The following is a 22,455-nucleotide window of genomic DNA, read 5'->3' as shown; positions in this document are numbered from 1 at the left end:
GGGTCTACAGCAAGAGCGGGAGCCGGTGCAATTTTCCTTGACGACGGCGGACGGGACCAGTAATCTACAACCAAATGGTTGTACATGAGCTAAAAGAGATCGAGCTGGACCGCCTGTTCCAAGCGTTGGCGGACGCCACCAGGCGCGATATCGTCGCCCGGGTCCTCACCAGCGAATCTTCGGTTTCAGGGTTGGCCGCCCGGTATGACATGAGTTTCGCCGCAGTGCAGAAACACGTGGCGGTTCTCGAACGCGCGCTGCTCGTCACCAAAGAGAAGCGCGGAAGGGAGCAGATTGTGCGGGCTCATCCTGAAGGGCTGGGAAGGGTCCAGCGGCTGCTTGACGAGTACGAGAAGATCTGGCTCCAGCGACTGGGCCGGATTGCGGAAATCCTCGAACAGTAGAAAGGGCACGACCATGACCGTTATCGAATCCCGCAAGGACACCCAGGCCTTGAACCTCACCATTGTCGCCGAGTTCGACGCCAGCGTTGAGCGGGTGTGGCAGATTTGGGAAGATCCGCGGCAACTCGAACGCTGGTGGGGCCCGCCGACCTATCCGGCCACCTTCGAGACCCACGAGTTCAAGCCGGGCGGCAAAGCCAGCTACTACATGACGACACCGGAGGGCGACAAGCCGCGCGGCTGGTGGCGGTTCACGGCAATCGAGGCGCCGCACCGGCTCGAGTTCGACGACGGCTTCGCCGACGACAACGGGGACCCGGTGGCCGAGATGGGGAGCGCCCACGCCGTCGTCACGCTCGAGGACGTGGGCGGACGCACGCGCATGACAACGGTGTCCAACTTCGAATCCCTCGAGCAGCTCCAGAAGATGCTCGAGATGGGCATGGAGGAAGGCATGAAGGAGGCCATGGGGCAGATCGACGGCATCCTGGCGTCGCAACCTTGACCCGCTGGCAGGAGGATACCGGGCCGGCACTGATGTTCCGCTGGCCCGGCAGCCCCTCGAAATTTTTTCGCTGCTTTCCGTAAGTACTGCCGCCCCGCTGACACTAATCAGGTATGACCACCCAACATGTACCCGCGGCGGCTACAGACAGCGTCGTCGCCTGGCGCGGCCGGCTCCTTCAGGCCGCGGGCTTTCCTGATACGCTGGCGCAACTTCTGGCGGCAACACCCGGCGTTGACATTCATGCCTTGCTGAATCTGGTCGACCGGGGCTGTCCCCCGGAACTGGCGGTCCGGATCCTCGGCCCGTTCGCTGGAACCCGGGAACGGGAGTGATGCTCTATGGCGGCGTTGGACGGTCCCGAACTCGCTGATGCCGACCCGGTCCGGATCCCGGATGCCAGCCAGGGCTGGGTGGACCTGCTCAGCGCTCCGGGACCCGGCCACGACGAGGCGCTGGCCCGTTTGCATTCCCTCCTGCTGAAGGCGGCCCGCCATCAGGTATCCCGGATGCTGGCACCAACGATTGGCAGTGCCCGGCGTGAGGAACTGATCCAGCAGGCCGCAGACGAGGCCATGGTCGCGGTGCTGGGCAAGCTGTCCAGCTTCGAGGGCAGGAGCAGGTTCACGACCTGGGCCTACAAGTTCGGCATCCTGCACGCGGCTGTAGAAGTGCGACGCACGGTCTGGCGCCGGCGCGAAGTCCCGTTGGATTCCCTGCCCGAGCCCGCCGCTGCCGGGAGTTCTCCGGAGCAGTTGGCCGAGGCGGCCGACTTTTCCCACGCGGTCAACATCGCCATCGACCAGGCTCTAACGGCCCATCAGCGGACGGTTGTGCTCGCCCTGCTCGTTGACGACGTCCCCATCGATGTCCTCGCCGACCGGCTCGGCACCACCCGCAACGCTCTGTACAAGACACTCCATGATGCCCGGGGCCGGCTCCGCGCCCGGCTGACGGAAGCCGGCTATCTGGAGCCATCCCGCACGGAGGAAGTGATCCCATGACTGGACAGCACCGCGACCTGACGCCGGAGGCCGCCGCGCGGCTGACCCTGGATCCCGGGCCTTGGCTGTCCTGCGACGACTGCTTCGAGCAGATGGACGAATTTGTCGACAGGTTGCTAACCGATGGCCCAACAGGCATGCCGGCCCTGCACGCACATCTTGCCGGCTGCGGTGCCTGCGGCGAGGAAGCCCGGTCCCTGCTGCTGCTCGTGGCAGCAGATGAGGGCATCGACCCCGCCCCCGGCCTGCGCAGGCTGGCCGAGGATTAGGAAGCCGCGCCGCCTACGAAACCCAGTCGCCGTCGTCGTACAGGCTGCGGAAATGCGCACGGAGGTACTCCCCCACAACAGCAGCCCCCAGGTCCCCGGCGTCCGGTGCGACCACCCTGCCGTCAATCCGGCGGGCCATACGCTGGACGAACCGTTCAAGGCCCGGATCATCGCCGAGCCGGAAGAACGTGGCCTGGGTGCCGGCACGTCCGAGCCGGTCGAGCTCGGCAACCGTGACGCGGATGGTTTCCGGGTCGGGCGGCCAGGAGAACCACGAGTGGCCGTCCGCCACCAGGTGCGCGGTGGGTTCGCCGTCGGTCACCACGAGGAGGATGTGCTGCATGGACGGGTGCCGGCGGAAGAAGCGGTTGGCCAGCAGCAAGCCGTGATGCAGGTTCGTTCCCTGCTCGCGTACCGCCGGCAGGGCCGTGAGCTCGCCGATGTCCATGGTCTGCGCGTAGCGGCCGAACGTGATCAGCTGCAGCCGGTCGCCGCGGAACCGTGTTGAGACCAGGTGGTGCAAGGCGAGCGCCGTGCGTTTCATCGGCACCCAGCGTCCCTCCGCCGCCATCGAGAACGACACGTCGACGAGGAGGGCGACGGCGGCTTGCGTGCGGGCTTCGGTTTCGGCCACTTCAATGTCGCCCATGCCGAGGCGCAGGCCGCGGGCCGGATCACCGCCGTCGGCGATCGTGCGCCGGATCGCGTTGGTCATGGTCCTTGTGACATCCCACGGTTCGGCGTCCCCGAACTGCCATTCACGGCTGGAGCCGGTCTGCTCGCCCGCAGCCCCGGCGGTGCGGGTGTCCCGGCGACCCTGGCGGCCGGACAGTTGCCTGGCGGTGTCCCGCAGCAACGACTTTCCAAGCCGCCGCATGGCCTGCGGGGACAGGCGAAGGTCCCCGTCCACGCCGCGCCGCAGATAACCGCCGTCCTGTATCGCCCGCTCGATCTCCGCGAGGGTCCGGGCGGTCACCGCGGCATCCTGGCCGAGCTGGCGGGCCAGGGCATCCAGATCCAGGTCGTCCAGGTTTGATCCGTTGTAGGACTGGGCAAGCTGTTCGGCCAGCCCGTCCAGTTCGGCCAGGTCCTGGAGCACGCCCGTCCCGTCGCCCAGGCCGAGCCCCTCCTGGCCCTCGAAGCGTTCGGCGCCGGTCCAGTCCTCGCCGGGGCGCAGGGCCCGCAGGCTCGCGTCAAGCTGATCGAGCTGTGCCATCAGTTCAGGGGAACCGAACGCCTGGGCCGACAGGCGCATCAGCTCCTCGCGCTGCTCCGGGGACATCGATTGCAGGAGCCGCTGGGCGGCAGCGGCGCGCTGGGCGAGGGCATCGATCAGCTCCTCGACCGATTGCGGATTCTCCGGAAAGAACTGCCCGTGCCGTGCCATGAACTCCTGGAAGTCCGCGTCCGTATCCTCGCCGCGCCGGTGTTTGTCCAGCAGTTCGTTGAGGTCGCGCAGCATGGCGCCCACCGCGGCCCGGTCCTCATCAGTGGCGTTCTCGAGGGCCTGTTTCATGCCGGCGAACCGTTGGTCGAGGACCTCCCGGCCCAACAGGTCCTTGATCCGCTCGTAGGCCTCCCGGGCGGAGCTCGACTGCCAGTCATAGGAGGCGAGCTCGTTGACCGCTGCCGCCGTGGACGAGGGGAGGTTCTGCAGCTGCATTTCCCGGAAGGCGCGGTCGGTCTCGTCCATCATGGCGTCGCGGGCAAGTTGTTTGCGCTCCTCCAGCACGGCAGTATCCAGGAGCTTCCGGACCTCCTCCAGTGTGCCGTCCAGCCGGTGGCGGCCCAGCAGTTCACGCCGGCGCTGCTGCACCCGGCCGGCGAGGTCATCGAGCCCGTCCCGGCTCCGGCTGCCACGCCGCAGGAACTCCTGCAGGGCGTGCCGGGGCGAGTAGCCTGCCATGACGTCCTCGGCGATCGCGTCAAGCGCCTCGGCCAGGTCGACCGGCGGGGCGAGCGGATCGGGTCCGCCCGTGTACCGGCCGTATCTGGAGGACCGGTGGTGAACGCCCATGATGCTGCCTGTCCCTCGTCCTGTACCTAGCCGTAGATCGTTTCGCCGTCGTCGGATTCCTTGGAGATCCGCCGGGCGAGGAACAGTCCCTCCAGCGCAAGCTCGATGGCGCTGGCCCGCTGCCCGTCGTTTTTCGCCTCCAGGCGGGCGCTGATCTCGTCATACAGTCCGGATCCGTCGAGCGCCGGTAGGTTCTCGAGGAACTCCCGTGCCGTGACTTCTTCCCCGGTGGTTACGGTGGTGTGGCCGTCCAGCGCCGCCACGAGCGGTCCGAAATCGAGGCCGCGGTAGTGGACGCGGACGGCTTCTGCAGTGGCCGTGCGCACCAGGTGCTCAAGGACGGCTTGTTCGCGTCCCTCCTCGCCCGATTCGAACTCGATCTTGCCGGAGAGGACTTCCACCGCGCTCTCCAGGTCCACGATCCGCGCGACCGCCTCGTCCTCCCCGCGCACAGTGGCCCGGCGCAGCGCCGCCGCGGCCACCGTCTCGGCACCCGCGATGCCGAACCGGGCCGAGACCCCGGAGCTCTGGTTGATCGCCGGTGACTCCCGCAGCGCACGGGTGTAGCGGGCCAGGATCTCGAGGATGACCGGCGGGACCTCGGCGACCAGCCGCCCCTCCTGCTGGATGACGGCGACCTCGTCGTCGAGTTCGATCGGATAGTGGGTGCGGATCTCGGCACCGAAGCGGTCCTTCAGCGGCGTGATGATCCGGCCGCGGTTGGTGTAGTCCTCGGGGTTGGCCGAGGCGACAACGAGCACGTCGAGCGGCAGCCGCAGCACATAGCCGCGGATCTGGATGTCGCGCTCCTCCATCACATTCAGCATTGCGACCTGGATCCGTTCGGCAAGGTCGGGCAGTTCGTTGATGGCGATGATGCCGCGGTTGGAGCGCGGGACAAGGCCGTAGTGGATGGTTTCCGGGTCCCCCAGCCGGCGGCCCTCGGCAACCCGCATCGGGTCCACGTCGCCAATGAGGTCAGCCACGGAGGTATCCGGCGTGGCGAGCTTCTCGACGTAGCGCTCCGAGCGGTGGCGCCATGCCACGCGCAGGCGGTCCCCTTCTGCGAGCGCGTGCGCCCGGGACTGCTCGGTGATCGGCTCGTAGGGGTGTTCGTTCAGCTCCGATCCCTCAATGACGGGCGACCACTCATCGAGCAGCCCGACCAAGGTGCGCAGAAGCCGGGTCTTGCCCTGTCCCCGCTCCCCCAGCAGCACGACGTCGTGCCCGGCGATTAATGCACGCTCAAGCTGGGGCAGCACGGTGCGGCTGAAACCGTACATACCCGGCCAGGGATCGGCGTCCGCGGCGAGCGCGGCGAGCAGGTTGTCGCGGATCTCGTGGCGCAAGTCCTTGTGGACGTGCCCGGCCGCACGCAATTCTCCAACGGTGAAGATATTCGGACGATCACTCACACCTCAACCGTAGACCCCGCCGTGCACTGAATCGAGAGTTCGGCTCCCCCGGCCCGGGGCATGCGGCGAACGCTAGGCTGGATCGTGATGACTGCAGCAACGCCTTCGGCGCCAGCCACACCGCCGAACACCCTGCTTCTCCTGGTGCGCCATGGAGAGACGCCGACGACCGGCAAAGTGCTGCCCGGATTGGCTCCGGGACTGCATCTGTCGGAGCGGGGCCGGGTCCAGGCTGAACGGGTCGCGGAGCGGCTCGCCGGCCTCCACATCGACGGCCTGTATTCGTCGCCGCTGGAGCGCGCCCGCGAGACTGCAGAGCCTGCGGCAGCTTGCACCGGACTCACGCTGCACGAGGACGCCGGCCTGCTCGAATGCGATTTCGGCGAGTGGACCGGCGCCGCGCTCGCCGACCTGGCGGCCCTGCCGCAGTGGCAGACCGTCCAACAGACCCCGTCGGCGTTCCGTTTCCCTGACGGGGAGAGCTTCGCGCAGATGCAGGCACGGATGGTCGGAACGCTTGAGGCACTGCGTACCGCCCACGCTGGCGGCGTCGTCGTCTGCTTTTCCCATGCGGATCCGATCAAGGCGGCCGTCGCGCACGCGCTGGGAACGCATCTGGACCTCTTCCAGCGGATCGTCATCGGGCCGGGTTCGGTTTCGGCCATCTCGTATTCGGAGGGGCAGGCACCCGCCGTGCTCATGGTGAACTCGACCTTGGAGCCCTTGATCGGGCTGAGGGCATCGTGAAAAGGCAGGAACGGTGTCCGGACGGGAGCTGACGCTGCTCGTCGAGGGCCGCATCGAACTGCTGGGACGGATCCTGCGCAGCAGCAACGCGACGTTCCTCGTCCAGGTCTCGTGCGGGGACGATTCGGCGTGGGCAATCTACAAGCCGGAGGCGGGGGAACGCGCACTGTCCGATTTCGAGCCCGGGCTGTACCGGCGGGAACGCGCGGCCTACCTGCTCAGCGAGCACTTGGGGTGGGGAATTGTTCCGACGACGGTGATCCGCGAGGACTCCCCGTTGGGCATCGGGTCGCTCCAGTGGTTCATCGAGAACGACCTGCACGAGCACTATTTCACCCTGTACGCGGAATCACCCGAAACCCATAACGTCCTGGCCCAGATTGCCCTGCTCGACTGCGTCGCCAACAACACCGACAGGAAGAGCGGGCATGTCCTGCGTGGACAGGACGGCCATGTGTGGGGCATCGACCACGGATTGTGCTTCTCAGCAGACTTCAAGCTCCGCACGGTGATCTGGGACTTCGCGGGCGAACCTATTGCCGATGGCCTGCTCGAGGACATCGCCCCGCTCGCCGAGACAGTGCCTGAGGACGTCGCCGACCTCCTCGACGACGCCGAGATCAGCGCGTTGCAACGGCGGGTCAGGCGCCTGCTGCGCGAACGTGTGCTGCCGGTCGATACCACCGGCATGCGTTTCCCCTGGCCGCTCGTGTAGCAGCCTGCTCTTGGCCTGGGCCTAAACCCTTCCTGGTCAATTTCATTGGCGCGCAGCTGGTCTGGCTGGGACATCCGATCGTTGCTAGCGTGGCGGAATGAACCCGTCAAAGACCCCGGCCGAGATCCTCGACATTGCCGGCACCGAGGTTCGCATCTCAAGTCCGGACAAGGTGGTGTTCCCCCAAGCCGGGCTGACGAAGCTCGACCTGGTTCGCTACTACCTCGCCGTCGCGGACGGTGCGCTGCGCGGCGCCGGCGGCCGCCCAATGGTGCTTAAGCGCTTCCCGAAGGCATCGACGTTGAACCGTTCTTTCAGAAACGCGTGCCCGAAAACCACCCTGACTTCATCGACACGACAACGCTGCACTACGCGTCAGGGACATCAGCCGAAGAGGCGGTCATCCGGGATGCTGCGGGCCTGGCGTGGGTGGTGAATCTTGGATGCCTGGACCTCAACCCGCACCCCGTGCGCGCCGAAGACCTGGAACATCCCGACGAGCTCCGCGTCGACCTTGACCCGATGCCGGGAGTCAACTGGTCGCAGATCGTCGACGCCGCCTACGTCGCGCAGGAGGTGCTCGAGGACGTGGGACTGGTGGGGTGGCCGAAAACGAGTGGGTCGCGGGGACTCCACATCCTCGTGCGCATCGCGCCCCAATGGTCGTACCGCGACGTGCGACTAGCCGCCGAGACTCTCGCCCGCGAGGTCGAGAACCGTGCTCCCGGACTCGCGACCGCTCGGTGGTGGAAGGAGGAGCGCGGCGAAAGTGTGTTCGTCGACTTCAACCAGAACGCCAAGGATCGCACCGTGGCGTCCGCGTACTCGATCCGGCCCCTGCCCGACGCCCGGGTCTCGACCCCGCTCACCTGGAACGAGGTCCGCTCCGCCCGGCCAGAGCAGTTCACTGTGCGATCAGTGCTCGAGCGTTTCGCCGATGTGGGTGACCCCCACGCCGGCATCGATGAGGCGGTCGGCACCCTTGACGGGCTCCTCGCCTTGGCGGCCGAGCTCGGCCCCGCAGAGAAGCCGCCGCGCGGTGGCGACGGTTCCGGCCGCCGGAAGTCGATCATGCCGCTCATCGAGGTTGCCCGCACCAAGACCAAACCCGAGGCGTACGCGGCGCTCGATGAATGGAAGAGCCGGCACGCGGACCTCGTCCCGGCACTGCACCCGGCCGATGTGCTCGTCGACGGTATGCGCGGATCAAGCTCGCTCTGGTACAGAGTGCGGGTGAACCTGCAGCACGTCGCCGAAACGGAGCGGCCGCCGCAGGAGGAGCTCATCGTGGATTACGACCCGTGGGCCAGCAAGGAGCGGCCCGGGCGCCCCGGGTCCTAACCCGCTGGCCGAAATCCGGCAGCGCGCGAAGCTCAGTATCAGCAATCCCAAAGGTTGTGAGCCCGCTCCATCTCGTCCAAGCTACGACGCCGACTGCCGCACGGCCGGTACGACGGCGGTGCGTCCCGTCCCTATACCCTGACCACCGGCAAGGTCACGGATATCACTACCGCCCTCGCCGTCGTTCTTGCGCAGAGCCATCGATGACAGAGGATCGTCCATACAGTGCATACACGCGGAGAGCAGAACCCAAACTAGGGGAAACATTGTGCCCGAGGTGGGACTCGAACCCACACACCTTTCGGCGCCGCATTTTGAGTGCGGTGCGTCTGCCAATTCCGCCACTCGGGCCCGGCCGTACGGCCGATGATCGCGGAAGCTTGGCCTCCGGACCGATAGAGCGCATGTGAAGACTGTCATGCTCCACAGTGCGCGAATCTACTCTACATGCCGATAGGCTGTTTTCGTGAACCGCCACCAGCGGGTTGCCCGAACGTCCTCAAGGAGCACCAGTGTCCGAGCAAACTGAGACCACCCCCGCACGCCGCGTTGTCGTCGCCGAAGACGAAACGCTGATCCGCCTGGATATCGTCGAAATCCTGCGCGGTGAGGGGTACGACGTCGTGGCCGAGGCTGACAACGGCGAGAAGGCCGTGGAACTGGCTACGGAGTTGAAGCCCGACCTGGTGCTCATGGACGTCAAGATGCCGGTCATGGACGGCATCACGGCGGCGGAGCAGATCGTCAAGGCCAGGATCGCGCCGGTCGTTTTGCTGACGGCCTTCAGCCAGAAGGAACTGGTGGAACGCGCCCGCGACGCCGGTGCCATGGCCTATGTGGTCAAGCCGTTCACACCTGCCGACCTGGTTCCGGCCATTGAGATTGCGCTCTCCCGGCACCAGGAGATCAAGGCCCTGGAGGCAGAGGTGACCGATCTGCAGGAGCAGTTCGCCACCCGGAAGCTGGTGGAGCGCGCCAAGAGCCTGCTGATCACCAAGATGGGACTGACGGAGCCGGAGGCTTTCCGCTGGATCCAGAAGACCTCGATGGACCGCCGCCTGAGCATGCGCGAGGTGGCCGAGACCATCATCAACCAGGTCAACTAAACAGCCGCACAAAAGGGCCGGTTCAGTTTGAACCGGCCCTTTTGTCGCTTGATCAGCTGCTGGGCCAGGGACCGACGCGCTCACGCCGGGAATCGCCCTGGCCGCTCAGGGCTTCGCCTGCATCCGCCAGGTCCCCGACCCGGTGGACCTTCAGCGAGTTGGTGGAACCGGCCTTGCCGGGCGGCGAGCCGGCCGCGATGACGACCAGATCGTCGATGTCCACCAGGCCCTTTTCGAAGAGCACCCGGTCCACCTGCGCGGTCATCTTGTCCGTGTGCTCCACGAACTCAACGAGCAGCGGCTGGATGCCCCAGATCAGGGACATGACGTTGAGGGTGGACTTGTCCGGCGTGAACGCGAAGATGGGACGGCCGGGCCGCAGCCGCGAGAGACGGCGGGCGGAATCACCGGTCTGAGTGAAGGCGCAGATGTACTTGGCATCCAGCTGGTTGGCGATCTCCACGGCGGCCCGGGTGATCGCTCCGCCGCGGGTGCGCGGCCGGCTGCCCAGCGGCGGCACGCGGTCCAGACCGTGCTGTTCGGTGGATTCGATGATCCGGGCCATTGTCTTGACCGTGTCCAACGGGTAGGCGCCGACGCTGGTTTCGCCGGAGAGCATCACGGCATCCGCTCCGTCCAGCACCGCGTTGGCGCAGTCCGAGGCTTCGGCCCGGGTCGGCCGCGGGTTCTCGATCATCGATTCGAGCACCTGGGTGGCCACGATGACCGGCTTCGCCCAGCGGCGCGCCAGCTCAATCGCGTGCTTCTGCACCACCGGCACATCTTCCAGGGGAAGTTCGACGCCGAGATCGCCTCGTGCGACCATGATTGCGTCGAATGCGTCGATGATTTCTTCCAGCGCATCCACAGCCTGGGGCTTCTCGATCTTCGCGATCACCGGCGTGCGGCGGCCTTCTTCGTCCATGATTTCGTGCACCCGCCGCACATCGGCCGCGTTGCGCACAAAGGACAGGGCGATCATGTCCACGCCGGTACGGATGGCCCAGCGCAGATCTTCCTCGTCCTTGGTACTCAGCGCCGGGACGTTGACTGCGACGCCGGGCAGGTTGATGCCCTTGTTGTTGGAGACGGCGCCGGCCACGGTCACCTCGGTGACCACATTCTCGTCGTCGACCTCTACGGCCCGCAACGCGACCTTGCCGTCGTCGATAAGGAGTGGATCCCCCACCCTCACGTCCTGCGGCAGGCCCAGATAAGTCGTCGAGCAGATCTCCGCCGTGCCTTCGACGTCCCTGGTGGTGATGGTGAACCGGTCCCCCACCTCGAGCTCGTGCGGTCCGTCGGCGAAGCGGCCGAGCCGGATCTTGGGCCCCTGGAGATCGGCGAAGATCCCCACGGGCTTGCCCAGCTCGGCCGCCGCGCGGCGGACGTTGTCGTACGTGGCCTGGTGCACGCTGTGGTCGCCGTGGCTCATGTTCATGCGTGCCACGTCCACACCGGCCTTCAGGACAGCGAGGGTGCTCTCGTAACTGGCGATGGCTGGACCGAAGGTTGCAACGATTTTCGCTCGTCTCATAGCCCTAGCCTAGCCACCTCCAGCCAAGAGTTGCGCCGATAGTGGCGCGGAATACGTCACGGTTGCGGCAGCGCCGCGATTGCCCTGTCGGTGGGCGCCACCGGGGACGGCAACCGGGTCTTGCCCATCAGCCACTTGTCAACGGCAGCGGCGCAGGCACGGCCCTCCGCAATGGCCCACACGATCAGCGACTGGCCGCGGCCGGCGTCACCGGCGACGAAGACGCCGTCGGTCGCGGACATGTACTCGGCGTCCCGTTCCACGTTGCCACGGTTGTCGAAGGCGGCGTTGATCTGCTCCGTGATCCCGGCCGGTTCCGGACCGGTGAAGCCGAGCGACAGGAACACGAGGTCGGCGGGAATTTCCCGCTCGGTGCCCGCCTTCGGCAGTCGCTTGCCGTCGACGAACTCGGTCTCCGCAACCTTCAGCGCGCGCAGCCTCCCGTTCTCGTCGCCCACATACTCGACGGTGGACGCCAGGTAGGTGCGTTCGCCGCCCTCCTCATGGGCGCTGGCCACCTCGAACAGGGTCGGGAACGTCGGCCACGGCTGGTGCGCTGCGCGCTCCGTCGGCGGCTGCTTTCCGATGGCCAGCGTGGTTACGGAGGCGGCCTGCTGGCGGTGCGCGGTGCCGAGGCAATCCGCGCCGGTGTCGCCGCCGCCAAGGATGACCACGTGCTTGCCGCGGGCATCGATCTGGTCCGGCACGGTCTCACCCGCAACCACGCGGTTGGCCTGCACCAGGTACTCCATGGCGTAGTGGATGCCGTCGAGCTCGCGGCCGGGCAGCGGCAGGTCCCGCGGCACCGTGGCGCCGGTGGCGATCACCACGGCGTCGTACCGGCGGCGCAGCTGCTCCCAGCTGACGTCCTTGCCGATCTCGATTCCCGTGCGGAAGCGGGTTCCTTCGGCCTGCATCTGCTCCAGCCGGCGGTCCAGGACTTCCTTCTCCATCTTGAAGTCCGGGATGCCGTAGCGCAGCAGTCCGCCCACCTTGTCGTCCCGCTCGTAGACGGCGACAGTGTGGCCGGCGCGGGTCAGCTGCTGGGCGGCCGCCAGGCCTGCGGGACCGGAACCAACGACGGCGATCGTCTGTCCCGTGAGCCGTTCCGGTGCCAGCGGGGTAATCCAGTCATTATCGAAGGCTTCGTCGGCGATGGAGACCTCGATCTGCTTGATGGTCACGGCAGGCTGGTTGATGCCCAGCACGCAGGACGCCTCGCACGGTGCCGGGCAGAGCCGGCCCGTGAACTCGGGGAAGTTGTTCGTGGCGTGCAGCCGCTCGCTGGCTTCCTGCGGTTTGCCGCGCCAGGTCAAGTCATTCCACTCCGGAATCAGGTTGCCCAGCGGGCAGCCCTGGTGACAGAACGGGATGCCGCAGTCCATGCAGCGCCCCGCCTGGCTCTTCAGGACGCCTTTCTCCTGCGCCTCGTACACTTCCTTCCAGTCCATGATGCGGACCGGAACCGGGCGGCGCGGCTGCGTCTGGCGTTCGCGCACCTTCATGAATCCGCGTGGATCAGCCACCGGTTACCTCCAAAATTCGAGACCAGACAACATCGCCGTCGGGGTCCAGGCCCTCGGCTTCGGCGGATGCGCGGGTCGCCAGCACTGCGGCGAAGTTGCGCGGCAGCACCTTGGTCATACGTGAAATGGTTGCGTCAAGGTCCTGCAGCAGGTGCTCGGCGAGATCCGAGCCGGTCTCCTCGGCATGCCGCTTGAGCAGCCCGGCGACCGCCTCGCGGTCCGAGCTGTCCAGCTGCTGCAGCAGCAGTTCCTTGTTGTCCAGGCTTTGCCGGTTGACTCGGGATTCGTCCAGGTCCAGGACGTAGGCCACGCCGCCGGACATGCCGGCGCCGAAGTTCCGCCCGGTGCGGCCCAGGATCAGTGCCAAGCCGCCGGTCATGTACTCGCAGCCGTGGTCGCCGATGCCTTCAACAACGGCGGTCGCCCCGGAATTGCGGACCAGGAAGCGCTCGCCCACCTGCCCGCGCAGGAACATCTCGCCGCTGGTCGCGCCGTAGCCGATTACGTTGCCGGCAATGACGTTCCGCTCGGACTGGAAGACGTTGGACCGGTCCGGCCGGACAATGATCCGGCCGCCGGAGAGGCCCTTGCCGACGTAGTCGTTCGAGTCACCGAGCAGGCGCAGCGTGATGCCGGCGGGCAGGAAGGCGCCCAGCGACTGGCCGGCCGGACCCGTGAGGGTGACGTCGATCGTGTCGTCCGCGAGTGTGTCGATGCCGAACCGCTTGGTCACCTCGTGCCCCAGCATGGTGCCCACCGACCGGTCGGTGTTGACCACGTCCAGGCTGATCCGCACCGGCGCACGGCTGGAGAGCGCGTCGGCGCTCATCTCGATCAGCCGGTTGTCGAAGTGCTTGTCCAGCTCATGGTTCTGGCCCGTCATGTTCCGCAGCGGCGACTGCGCGTCGAAGCCGTAGCCGTTGAGGATAGGCGCCAAGTCCAGCCCGGAGGCCTTCCAGTGGTCGATCGCTTCCCGGGAGTCCAGCAGTTCGGAGTGCCCGATCGCTTCATCCAGGCTGCGGAAGCCGAGTTCGGCCAGGATCTCGCGGACCTCTTCGGCGATGAACTCGAAGAAGTTCACCACGAATTCCGGCTTGCCCGTGAACCGCTTGCGCAGCTCCGGATTCTGGGTCGCCACACCCACGGGGCAGGTGTCAAGGTGGCAGACACGCATCATGATGCAGCCGGAGACCACCAGCGGCGCCGTCGCGAAGCCGAACTCCTCGCCGCCCAGCAGCGCCGCGATCACCACATCGCGGCCCGTCTTCAGCTGGCCGTCGACCTGGACCACGACGCGGTCGCGCAGGCCGTTCAGCATGAGGGTCTGCTGCGCCTCGGCCAGCCCGAGCTCCCACGGAGCCCCGGCATGCTTGAGCGAATTGAGCGGGCTCGCGCCAGTACCGCCGTCGTGCCCTGAAATAAGTACGACGTCGGCCTTGGCCTTGGTCACGCCCGCCGCCACCGTGCCGATCCCGACTTCCGAGACCAGCTTCACGTGCACCCGGGCCTCGGGATTGGCGCGTTTGAGGTCGTAGATCAGCTGCGCCAGGTCCTCGATCGAGTAGATGTCGTGGTGCGGCGGTGGCGAAATCAGTCCGACGCCCGGCGTCGAGTGCCGTGTCCGCGCTACCCAGGGGTAGACCTTCTGGCTCATCAACTGTCCGCCCTCGCCAGGCTTGGCGCCCTGGGCCATCTTGATCTGGATGTCGTCCGCGTTGGTCAAGTACAGGCTGGTCACGCCGAAGCGTCCGGAAGCGACCTGCTTGATGGCCGAGCGGCGCTCGGGGTCCAGCAGGCGGTCGACGTCCTCGCCGCCTTCGCCGGTGTTCGACTTGGCGCCGAGCCGGTTCATCGCGATGGCCAGGGTTTCGTGCGCTTCCTTCGAGATCGAGCCATAGCTCATGGCGCCGGTGGAGAACCGCTTGACGATGCTCGAGACGGGCTCGACTTCTTCCAGTGGCACGGCCGGCCGCCCGCTGGTCTTGAACTTCAGCAGCCCGCGCAGCGTCATCAAGTCCTTGGACTGGTCGTCAACGCCCTTGGTGTATGCCTTGAAGATGTCGTAGCGGCGCTCGCGGGTGGAGTGCTGCAGCCTGAACACCGTCTCGGGATTGAACAGGTGCGGCGGTCCTTCCCGGCGCCACTGGTATTCGCCGCCGGTATCGAGTTCGCGGTGCGGTTCCTCAATGCCGTCGCTCGGATAGGCCGCGGCATGCCGGGCGGCTGCCTCGGCTGCGATCACGTCGAGGCCGACGCCCCCGAGCTGTGACTGGGTTCCGGCGAAGTACTGGTCCACCAGGGTCTGGGACAGGCCGAGTGCCTCGAACGTCTGCGCGCCGCAGTAGGAGGCCACGGTGGAGATGCCCATCTTGGACATGATCTTCAGGACGCCCTTGCCGAGCCCCTTGATCAGATTGAAGACGGCCTCTTCCTCGGTGACACCGTGGATGTCCCCGCGCCGGACGAGCTCTTCGCAGCTCTCCATGGCCAGGTACGGGTTCACTGCTGAAGCGCCGTAGCCGATCAGCACGGCGACATGGTGGACTTCGCGGACGTCGCCTGCCTCCACCAGCAGCGAGATCTTGGTCCGGTTGGCGCTCTTGAGCAGGTGGTGGTGCACGGCGCTGGTCAGCAGCAGCGACGGGATCGGCGCCCACTGGGCGTTCGAGTCGCGGTCGGAGAGGATGATGAACTTCACGCCGCGGTTGACGGCAGCGGAGACCTTCTCGCAGATTTCCTGCAGCCGGGCCCGCAGCTCGGATTCTCCGCCGTCCGGACGATAGAGCCCGCGGACCTTCAGCGTCTCCTTAACGCCGTCGTCCGACTCCAGCGCGGCAATCTTTGCGAGTTCGTCGTTGTTGATGACCGGGAACTTCAGGGCCACCTGCTTGGAACGCACCTGTCCATTGGAGAGCAGGTTGCCGTCCGGCCCGATCGAACCGCGCAGCGAGGTGACCAGCTCTTCGCGGATCGCGTCCAGCGGCGGGTTGGTGACCTGGGCGAAGGACTGCACGAAGTAGTCGAAGAGCAGCCGCGGCCGCTTCGACAGCACGGCAATGGGAGTGTCGGTCCCCATCGCGCCCAGCGGCTCTGCGCCGGTGCGGGCCATGGGGCCGAGCAGGATGCGCAGTTCCTCCTGCGTGTAGCCAAAGGTCCGCTGGCGCCGGTTGATGGAGGCCGGGGTGTGCACCACGTGCTCGCGCTCGGGCAGATCCTCCAGCCGGATCATGTTTTCCTTCAGCCACTCGCCCCACGGGTTGGCGGAAGCGACTTGGGCCTTGATCTCCTGGTCGTCGATCAGCCGGCCGGCTTCGGTGTCCACCAGGAACATCTTGCCCGGCGAAACGCGGCCCTTCTTGACGACGCGGGACGGCTCCAGATTGAGCACGCCGACCTCGGACGCCAGCACCACCAGGCCGTCCTCGGTCACCCAGTACCGGGCTGGACGCAGGCCGTTGCGGTCCAGCACCGCTCCCACCAGCTGCCCGTCGGTGAAGGAGACTGCCGCAGGGCCGTCCCACGGCTCCATCAGCATGGAGTGGTACTGGTAGAACGCGCGGCGGGCCGGATCCATCGTGGCATGGTTCTCCCAGGCCTCCGGGATCATCATCATGATCGCCTGCGTAATCGGCTTGCCGGAGAGCATCAGCAGCTCCGCGACCTCGTCGAACGAGGCGGAATCGGATGCGCCCGGGGTGCAGATCGGGAAGAGCTCTTCCGGCGTGTCGCCCAGGATCGGGTGGCTCAGCTGGGACTGGCGGGCCCGCATCCAGTTGCGGTTGCCTTTGACGGTGTTGATTTCGCCGTTGTGGGCAATAGTGCGGAACGGCTGCGCCAGCGGCCAGGAGGGGAACGTGTTGGTGGAGAACCGCGAGTGGACAATCCCCAGCTTGGTCTTGAAGCGGGTGTCCGAGAGGTCGGGGTAGAAGGGCTCCAGTTGGGCAGTGGTCAGCATGCCCTTGTAGACGATGGTCTTCGAGGACAGGGACGGGAAGTACACGCCGAACTTGTTCTGGGCGCGCTTGCGGACCCGGAAAACCCTGGCGTCCAGGGTCGCGGCATCGGACCCGGCCTGCGGATCGATACCGAGGAAGACCTGGACGAAGTGCGGCATGCAGGCGCGGGCCATGGCGCCGACGATTTCGGCGACTACGGGGACTTCTCGCCAGCCGAGGACCTTCAGTCCTTCGTCGGCGGCAAGGGCTTCGATGCCGGTGCGGGCCACCTCGGCTTCGGTTTCATCGCTGGGGAGGAAGGCCGTTCCCACCGCGTACTCGCCCGGCGCCGGAAGGCTGAATCCGGTAACAGCCCGGAAAAATTCGTCGGGGATCTGGGTCAGGAGGCCGGCACCGTCACCGGTGCCTTCATCGGCGCCGACGGCGCCCCGGTGCTCAAGGTTGCGCAGTGCGGTGAGTGCCGCGTCGACTATGTCGTGCCCCGGCTCGCCGCGCAAGGTCGCGATGACGGCAAGGCCGCAGGCATCTTTTTCGTTGACAGGATCGTAGAGTCCTGTGGCTTCGGGGTAGGCGGCGAATCGCTTGAACGGCGAGACAGCGGACGCAGGGGCGACCTGGCCGCCTGATGTGCGTGGTGTACTGGATCCGTTGAACGGAGGAGTCATCTCGGTTTTCTCCTTCTCCTGTGAGTGATCTCGAGAAGGGGGACTCCTTTGGCCCCACAAAGCCGGCGGGGCAGGGTTCCACGCCGTACTTAAGTACTGGAATTGTATGGCTTGGCCCATGCCATGCAGCACACTTGGTGCATAACGATTTTTACCGGCCCTGCTGAGAGGGGACCGGAGGCGTCAACCATATCCGCCGGAGGCCGTTCGGGTAATGGGGGTACCGGCGGATTCCACATCGCCGTGGGCTGCACGAAGGTATCGATAGGTCCGGGCGGTGGCCCTTTTCCTACTTGTCTTCTGCGTCCTCCGGGCCAGCCTTGCCGCCGGCTCCGGACGCGGTCGAGCCTTCCGGCTCATTTGCAGTATCAGAGAGACTAGCACGACGTGAGGCCGCCGACACATTCTTCTCCGTTTTTTTCGTTTGCATTTCCGCGCCGTTAACCCGGTTCTTGCCTCCGGAAGCTACGTCCGCTTTGCTGCCGGCGTTCTCAGACTTGTCTGTCGCGGATACCTCATCCGCTGTCCCGGCGTTGTCGGCAGCGGCCACCGGTTCCCGCCCGGACAGGTATACGCTGTCCGACTCGGGGGTACGCGGGCGGCGGGCGAGCACGGCGAACATGACGAGCGCTGCGGCCAGCAGGAGCAGGGACGTCCAGACGTTGAGGCGCTGGGTGATGCCGAACAGCGTGATCATCTCGGCGTCATCGATCCGCATCATTTCGATCCAGACCCGCCCGAGAGTGTAGTAGGCGACGTACAGCCAGAAAAGCATGCCGCGGCGGAAACGGAACCTCCGGTCCAGGAGCAGCAGCAAAGCCACGCCCGCGAGGTTCCAGAGCGATTCGTACAGGAACGTCGGGTGGAACAGGGTGCCGGGTTCGGCCCCGGCCGGAAAGTTGGGATTGTCGGCATCGATTTCGAGACCCCACGGCAGGTCCGTGGGGGCGCCGAAGAGTTCCTGGTTGAACCAGTTGCCCCAGCGGCCGATCGCCTGCGCGAGCAGTACGCCCGGTGCTGCCGCATCCATGAACGCGGTGAGTTTCACCCCGGCCCGCCGGCAGCCGATCCATGCGCCGACAAGGCCCAGGGCCACCGCGCCCCAGATGCCAAGGCCTCCGAGCCAGATCTGCGGTATCAGGCTCAGGTCCCCGTCCGGACCGAAATAGGCATCCGGCGACGAAAAGACGTGGTACAGCCGGCCGCCGATAATGCCGAAGGGAATCGCCCAGATGGCGATGTCCCATACGGTTCCTTCAGGACCGCCGCGCGCGTGCCAGCGCCGGTTGGTAAGCCACAGGGCTGCGACAATGCCCGCGAGGATGCACAGGGCATAGGCGTGGATCGTCAGCGGACCGATGGTGAAACCGGACCAGTCCGGACTGGGAATCGACGCCGGGATAACAAGGGCGGATGTCGTCGTATGCACCGTGGCGGTCCTTAGGATCGGCGGATGGGGCTGTGTATCAGTTCTTGGCGGTACCGCTGCGCAGTTCGGCAGCCAGCTTCCCGACGCCGTCCACACCGTCCTGGCCCAGGGCCGCGACCAGAGCCGTGCCCACGATGGCGCCCTCGGCATAGCTGCCGATCTCGCGTACGTGCTCAGCCCGGGACACGCCGAGGCCCACACAGACCCGTTCGGCGCCGGCAGCGTGCGCGGCCTCCACGACGCGGTGTGCGGCATCATTGACGGATTCACGCGCCCCGGTGACGCCCATGATGGACACTGCGTAGACGAAGCCGCGGCTGGCCTTGACTGTCATGGCCATCCGCTCAGGCGACGTGGATGGAGCGACCAGGAAGACGCGGTCCAGCCCGTACTTGTCTGATGCCTCGAACCACTCGGCTGCCTCGTCGGGAATAAGGTCCGGGGTAATCAGGCCCGCTCCCCCGGCTTCGGCCAGGCGGCGGCTGAACTCGTCGACGCCCATCCGCATCACCGGGTTCCAGTAGGTCATGACCAGCACGGCGGCATCGCAGCGGGAGGTGATGCCGGCGACGATGTCGAAGACCTGGGCGACGCGGAAGCCGTTGGCCAGAGACTGGACCGTGGCAGCCTGGATTACCTGCCCGTCCATCACCGGGTCGGAATACGGAATGCCGATCTCAATGACGTCGGCACCGTTCTCGGCCAAGGCCACTGCAGCATCGATGCTGGCCTGGACGTCCGGGTAGCCCGCGGGCAGGTAGCCCACGAGCGCTGTGCGGCCGGCAGCAGCAGCGCGGTCGATGGCCGCAGCCGACTTGCTCTGGATAGCGGAATTCACAGCTGTTCTCCTTCGGCGCCGATTTCCGACTCAGGGGACTTCTTGTCAAGCAAACCGAACCATTCGGCCGCCGTTGCCACGTCCTTGTCGCCGCGTCCGGAGAGGCTCACGATGATGATGACGTCCTGCGGGTCGGACTTGCCCTCGGTCAGCTTCCTGCCGACCTTCAGAGCGCCGGCCAGGGCATGGGACGATTCGATCGCCGGAATGATGCCCTCGGTGCGGCACAGCAGGCGGAAAGCGTCCATGGCCTCGGAGTCCGTGATGGGCTCGTACTTGGCCCGGCCCAGATCCGCAAGGTAGGAATGCTCCGGTCCGACGCCCGGGTAGTCCAGGCCCGCGGAGATCGAATGCGACTCGATGGTCTGGCCGTCCTCGTCCTGCATCAGGTAGGAGCGGGCACCATGCAGCACGCCGGGCCGGCCGAGCGTGATGGTGGCAGCGTGCCGGCCCGTCTCGACGCCTTCGCCGCCGGCCTCGAAGCCGTAGAGCCCAACCGAGGGGTCGTCGAGGAAGCCGTGGAAGATGCCGATCGCGTTGGAGCCGCCGCCGATGCACGCGCAGACTGCATCCGGAAGCCGCCCGGTCTGCTCCAGGATCTGCTCGCGCGCTTCGTCGCCGATGACCTCGTGGAAGTAGCGCACCAGCGCCGGGAACGGATGGGCTCCGGCCGCGGTCCCGAGCAGGTAATGGGTGTTGTGGACATTGGTCACCCAGTCCCGCAACGCCTCGTTGATGGCGTCCTTCAGTGTCTGGGATCCGGCCGTCACCGGGACAACCGTGGCCCCGAGCAGCTCCATCCGCGCCACGTTGAGCGCCTGGCGCCGCGTATCCTCGGCCCCCATGTAGACGACGCATTCGAGCCCAAGCAAAGCTGCCGCCGTCGCACTTGCCACGCCATGCTGCCCGGCGCCGGTTTCGGCGATGATGCGGGTCTTGCCCATGCGCTTGGCGAGCAGGGCCTGGCCAAGGACATTGTTGATCTTGTGCGAGCCGGTGTGGTTCAGGTCCTCGCGCTTGAGGAAGACGCGCGCGCCGCCGGCGTGCTCGGAGAACCGCTTGGCCTCGGTCAGCAGCGAGGGCCGGCCCGAGTACGTGCGGTTGAGGTTGGCGACCTGGGCGATGAAGTCGGGGTCGGACTTTGCCTTGTCGAAAGTGTCCTCGAGCTCGTCCAGGGCGGCGATCAGCGATTCCGGCATCCATCGGCCGCCGTAGTTGCCGAAGTAGGGACCGGGAGCGTGGCGGAGGCTCGCTCCGGCCAGGAAAGCGTCAGCCGTGTCGCTGGTCGCGCCGGTTTCAGGCGTCTGGGGGCTCTGTGTCATGGCCGTCCTCATCTGTTGTCTCGGGCAGCTTGGCCGGGCCCGCCGCACGTGCGCGCCGGGCCAAGCGGTCCCCTGTGCTGAAGCTGTCTGCTAGCCCTTCAGGCGCTCTGCGATGGCAGCGGCGCCGGCGGTGCTGAAGTCCGCAATGGCCTGCTCCGGCTGGTTGCCGATGACAAGGGCCTCGCCGACGAGTACGGCGTTGGCCCCGTGCGCTGCATAGTGGGCGACGTCGTCCGCATCGCGCACTCCGGACTCGGCCACGATCACGGCCTCCGGCGGGATGTTCCCGACCAGCGAGGCAAAGACCGACCGGTCAACGTCCAGGGTCTTCAGGTTGCGCACGTTCACGCCGATGATCCTGGCACCGACGGCGACCGCGCGTTCGATCTCTTCGGCCGTATGCGTCTCGACCAGGGCGTTCATGCCCAGGCTTTCGGTCAGCTTCAGGAACGAGCGCAGCGCCGCGTCATCCAGTGCCGCGACGATGAGCAGGACCAGGTCCGCACCGTGGGCGCGGGCTTCCCAGATCTGGTACTCGTCGACGGTGAAGTCCTTGCGCAGCAGGGGGATTTCGACGGCGGCGCGCACCGCATCGAAGTCATCGAGCGATCCGTTGAAGCGCCGCTGCTCGGTGAGCACACTGATGACGGCCGCGCCGCCTTGCTCATAGCGCCTTGCCAGCTCGGCCGGATCCGTGATCGAGGCCAGTTCCCCCTTGGAGGGGCTTTTGCGCTTGACCTCGGAAATCACTTTCAGCTCGGTGCGCGGTTCTGCGGTGCCGCCGAGTGCGGCGTAGGCGTCCAGGGCAGCCGGGGCAGCCTCCGCGCGGAGCTTCAGTTCCTCAAGGGGCACGGCTGAACGCCGGACCTCCAGGTCTTCCCTGACGCCGGCGATGATGTCATCGAGGACAGTCACTCCTAGTGTCCGCTGCCCTTGAGCTTGTCGCCGTCCACGCCGTAGCCGGCCTTCTTCATGATCCAGCCGACAATGAGGCCAACGGCGACCACGCCCATGCCGCCCCAGAACACCAGGTGGGACGCCATCATGAAACCGATCGCGGATATCAGGCAGCCTACGGTCATGACCAGGACGCAGGTCCAGGCGGCCGGGCTGTTGCCGTGGCCGATGACCTCATCATGAATGCTGGCGGACTGCGCAGTTTCCTGCTCGGTGACGGTGGCGTGATTAGCCATGATCAAACTCCCTCACAAAACGATTCTGGTTCTTATTCTGCCATTGATTGGCGGGCTTCCCGGCCACTGTGACGTAGCCGCGCGTGCCGCACTGCAGGCCTAATCCGTCGGGTCGTTGCCGCGGCTGAGCTGGTCCCAGCTGTCGATCTCGTCCACGGCGCCGCGGTCGGACGGTGAGCCGTCCGCTTTCCGCGGACCCGCCGCCGCCGAATACTTGCGGCTGGTCCGCCAGTGCCTCCCGGCCACAACGAGCCACACGGCGGCTGCCGCCATCAGCAACCCGCTGGCAAGGCCAAGGACGGGGAAGGCCGTTGCGCTGACGACCGCGTCCTGGCCGACCTGCCCGGTGGCCTCCCCGATCGAGGATGACGCGGCGGCGTAAGGGTCGGCCAGGACAGCGGCACACGCGACGGCAACTCCGGCACCGGCGAGGCCCAGCAGCGCGGCGGCCATGATGCGCGCGACC

19 protein-coding genes, 1 tRNA gene and 1 pseudogene are annotated in these 22,455 nt (G+C 66.6%); 9 read left to right on the top strand and 12 right to left on the bottom strand.

Going from position 1 to position 22,455, the window contains the following annotated elements:
- Positions 1-74: 74 nt before the first annotated feature.
- From D477_RS01650 to D477_RS01635, 5 genes are all read left to right on the top strand, one after another.
- The gene (locus tag D477_RS01650) at positions 75-404 is read left to right on the top strand and encodes an ArsR/SmtB family transcription factor (protein WP_005266630.1); all 330 of its coding nucleotides are present in this window, start codon (positions 75-77) and stop codon (positions 402-404) included.
- Positions 405-417: 13 nt separating this feature from the next.
- Complete coding sequence (locus D477_RS01645) at positions 418-909, top strand: SRPBCC family protein (protein ID WP_005266628.1); 492 nt, start codon at positions 418-420, stop codon at positions 907-909.
- 113 nt (positions 910-1,022) lie between these two features.
- A complete protein-coding gene (locus D477_RS21595; protein ID WP_081608426.1) occupies positions 1,023-1,244 on the top strand; it encodes a hypothetical protein in 222 nt (73 codons plus the stop codon).
- Between the two features lie 6 nt (positions 1,245-1,250).
- On the top strand, positions 1,251-1,913 hold the full coding sequence (locus tag D477_RS01640; RefSeq protein ID WP_005266627.1) for an RNA polymerase sigma factor: 663 nt from the start codon (positions 1,251-1,253) through the stop codon (positions 1,911-1,913).
- Positions 1,910-2,182 (top strand): hypothetical protein, encoded by a 273-nt coding sequence (locus tag D477_RS01635; RefSeq protein ID WP_005266626.1) that lies wholly within the window; start codon positions 1,910-1,912, stop codon positions 2,180-2,182. Before D477_RS01640 ends, D477_RS01635 begins: the two co-directional genes overlap by 4 nt.
- A 13-nt stretch (positions 2,183-2,195) precedes the next feature.
- On the opposite strand, the gene D477_RS01630 is transcribed toward D477_RS01635, so the two are convergent.
- Complete coding sequence (locus D477_RS01630; protein WP_005266625.1) at positions 2,196-4,199, bottom strand: vWA domain-containing protein; 2,004 nt, start codon at positions 4,197-4,199, stop codon at positions 2,196-2,198.
- Positions 4,200-4,225: 26 nt separating this feature from the next.
- Entirely contained in the window at positions 4,226-5,614 is a 1,389-nt protein-coding gene (locus D477_RS01625; RefSeq protein WP_005266624.1) for a sigma 54-interacting transcriptional regulator, read from the bottom strand.
- A gap of 87 nt (positions 5,615-5,701) precedes the next feature.
- Here D477_RS01625 and D477_RS01620 point away from each other — a divergent pair, with 87 nt between their 5' ends.
- The 3 genes and pseudogenes from D477_RS01620 (at position 5,702) to D477_RS01610 (ending at position 8,417) form a co-directional block, all read left to right on the top strand.
- Entirely contained in the window at positions 5,702-6,361 is a 660-nt protein-coding gene (locus D477_RS01620) for an MSMEG_4193 family putative phosphomutase (RefSeq protein WP_052510647.1), read from the top strand.
- A gap of 13 nt (positions 6,362-6,374) precedes the next feature.
- Complete coding sequence (locus tag D477_RS01615; protein WP_005266622.1) at positions 6,375-7,076, top strand: SCO1664 family protein; 702 nt, start codon at positions 6,375-6,377, stop codon at positions 7,074-7,076.
- A gap of 97 nt (positions 7,077-7,173) precedes the next feature.
- A pseudogene (locus tag D477_RS01610) lies at positions 7,174-8,417 on the top strand (DNA polymerase domain-containing protein).
- Positions 8,418-8,686: 269 nt separating this feature from the next.
- On the opposite strand, the gene D477_RS01605 reads toward D477_RS01610, so the two are convergent.
- Positions 8,687-8,768: transfer RNA gene (locus D477_RS01605), tRNA-Leu, on the bottom strand.
- A 161-nt stretch (positions 8,769-8,929) separates the two neighbouring features.
- Here D477_RS01605 and D477_RS01600 point away from each other — a divergent pair.
- Positions 8,930-9,523 carry an ANTAR domain-containing response regulator gene (locus tag D477_RS01600; RefSeq protein WP_005266620.1) on the top strand — a complete coding sequence of 198 codons (594 nt, stop codon included), beginning with the start codon at positions 8,930-8,932 and terminating at the stop codon, positions 9,521-9,523.
- A gap of 52 nt (positions 9,524-9,575) precedes the next feature.
- Here the strand turns inward: D477_RS01600 and pyk are convergent, their stop codons facing one another.
- From pyk to D477_RS01555, 9 genes are all read right to left on the bottom strand, one after another.
- Positions 9,576-11,060: a pyruvate kinase gene (gene pyk, locus D477_RS01595; RefSeq protein ID WP_005266619.1), complete on the bottom strand. Its 1,485-nt coding sequence runs from the start codon at positions 11,058-11,060 to the stop codon at positions 9,576-9,578.
- 56 nt (positions 11,061-11,116) lie between these two features.
- A complete protein-coding gene (locus tag D477_RS01590; RefSeq protein ID WP_005266617.1) occupies positions 11,117-12,586 on the bottom strand; it encodes a glutamate synthase subunit beta in 1,470 nt (489 codons plus the stop codon).
- On the bottom strand, positions 12,579-17,207 hold the full coding sequence (gene gltB, locus D477_RS01585) for a glutamate synthase large subunit (protein ID WP_005266615.1): 4,629 nt from the start codon (positions 17,205-17,207) through the stop codon (positions 12,579-12,581). The genes D477_RS01590 and gltB overlap by 8 nt, the downstream gene beginning before the upstream one ends.
- A gap of 289 nt (positions 17,208-17,496) precedes the next feature.
- Complete coding sequence (lgt, locus tag D477_RS01580; RefSeq protein ID WP_005266612.1) at positions 17,497-18,636, bottom strand: prolipoprotein diacylglyceryl transferase; 1,140 nt, start codon at positions 18,634-18,636, stop codon at positions 17,497-17,499.
- A gap of 37 nt (positions 18,637-18,673) precedes the next feature.
- Complete coding sequence (gene trpA / locus D477_RS01575; protein WP_005266610.1) at positions 18,674-19,474, bottom strand: tryptophan synthase subunit alpha; 801 nt, start codon at positions 19,472-19,474, stop codon at positions 18,674-18,676.
- Positions 19,471-20,796 carry a tryptophan synthase subunit beta gene (trpB, locus tag D477_RS01570; protein WP_005266608.1) on the bottom strand — a complete coding sequence of 442 codons (1,326 nt, stop codon included), beginning with the start codon at positions 20,794-20,796 and terminating at the stop codon, positions 19,471-19,473. Before trpB ends, trpA begins: the two co-directional genes overlap by 4 nt.
- A gap of 90 nt (positions 20,797-20,886) precedes the next feature.
- Entirely contained in the window at positions 20,887-21,711 is an 825-nt protein-coding gene (gene trpC, locus D477_RS01565; protein WP_005266606.1) for an indole-3-glycerol phosphate synthase TrpC, read from the bottom strand.
- Positions 21,712-21,713: 2 nt separating this feature from the next.
- Complete coding sequence (locus D477_RS01560; protein WP_005266604.1) at positions 21,714-21,989, bottom strand: HGxxPAAW family protein; 276 nt, start codon at positions 21,987-21,989, stop codon at positions 21,714-21,716.
- 99 nt (positions 21,990-22,088) lie between these two features.
- On the bottom strand, positions 22,089-22,455 hold a 367-nt coding region (locus D477_RS01555), incomplete at its 5' end, for a Trp biosynthesis-associated membrane protein (protein WP_005266602.1).

Source organism: Arthrobacter crystallopoietes BAB-32, from assembly GCF_000328305.2.
GTDB lineage: Bacteria > Actinomycetota > Actinomycetes > Actinomycetales > Micrococcaceae > Crystallibacter > Crystallibacter crystallopoietes_A.
This window is presented reverse-complemented; position numbering and strand designations above follow the sequence as displayed.

What these genes read in the sequence shown, in the direction of transcription:
- gltB (WP_005266615.1), bottom strand. Translation starts at nt 17,207, where the DNA reads ATGACTCCTCCGTTCAACGGATCCAGTACACCACGCACATCAGGCGGC.
- D477_RS01630 (WP_005266625.1), bottom strand. Translation starts at nt 4,199, where the DNA reads ATGGGCGTTCACCACCGGTCCTCCAGATACGGCCGGTACACGGGCGGA.
- D477_RS01645 (WP_005266628.1), top strand. Translation starts at nt 418, where the DNA reads ATGACCGTTATCGAATCCCGCAAGGACACCCAGGCCTTGAACCTCACC.
- D477_RS01635 (WP_005266626.1), top strand. Translation starts at nt 1,910, where the DNA reads ATGACTGGACAGCACCGCGACCTGACGCCGGAGGCCGCCGCGCGGCTG.
- D477_RS01650 (WP_005266630.1), top strand. Translation starts at nt 75, where the DNA reads ATGGTTGTACATGAGCTAAAAGAGATCGAGCTGGACCGCCTGTTCCAA.
- trpB (WP_005266608.1), bottom strand. Translation starts at nt 20,796, where the DNA reads ATGACACAGAGCCCCCAGACGCCTGAAACCGGCGCGACCAGCGACACG.
- D477_RS01560 (WP_005266604.1), bottom strand. Translation starts at nt 21,989, where the DNA reads ATGGCTAATCACGCCACCGTCACCGAGCAGGAAACTGCGCAGTCCGCC.
- D477_RS01620 (WP_052510647.1), top strand. Translation starts at nt 5,702, where the DNA reads ATGACTGCAGCAACGCCTTCGGCGCCAGCCACACCGCCGAACACCCTG.
- D477_RS01640 (WP_005266627.1), top strand. Translation starts at nt 1,251, where the DNA reads ATGGCGGCGTTGGACGGTCCCGAACTCGCTGATGCCGACCCGGTCCGG.
- pyk (WP_005266619.1), bottom strand. Translation starts at nt 11,060, where the DNA reads ATGAGACGAGCGAAAATCGTTGCAACCTTCGGTCCAGCCATCGCCAGT.
- D477_RS21595 (WP_081608426.1), top strand. Translation starts at nt 1,023, where the DNA reads ATGACCACCCAACATGTACCCGCGGCGGCTACAGACAGCGTCGTCGCC.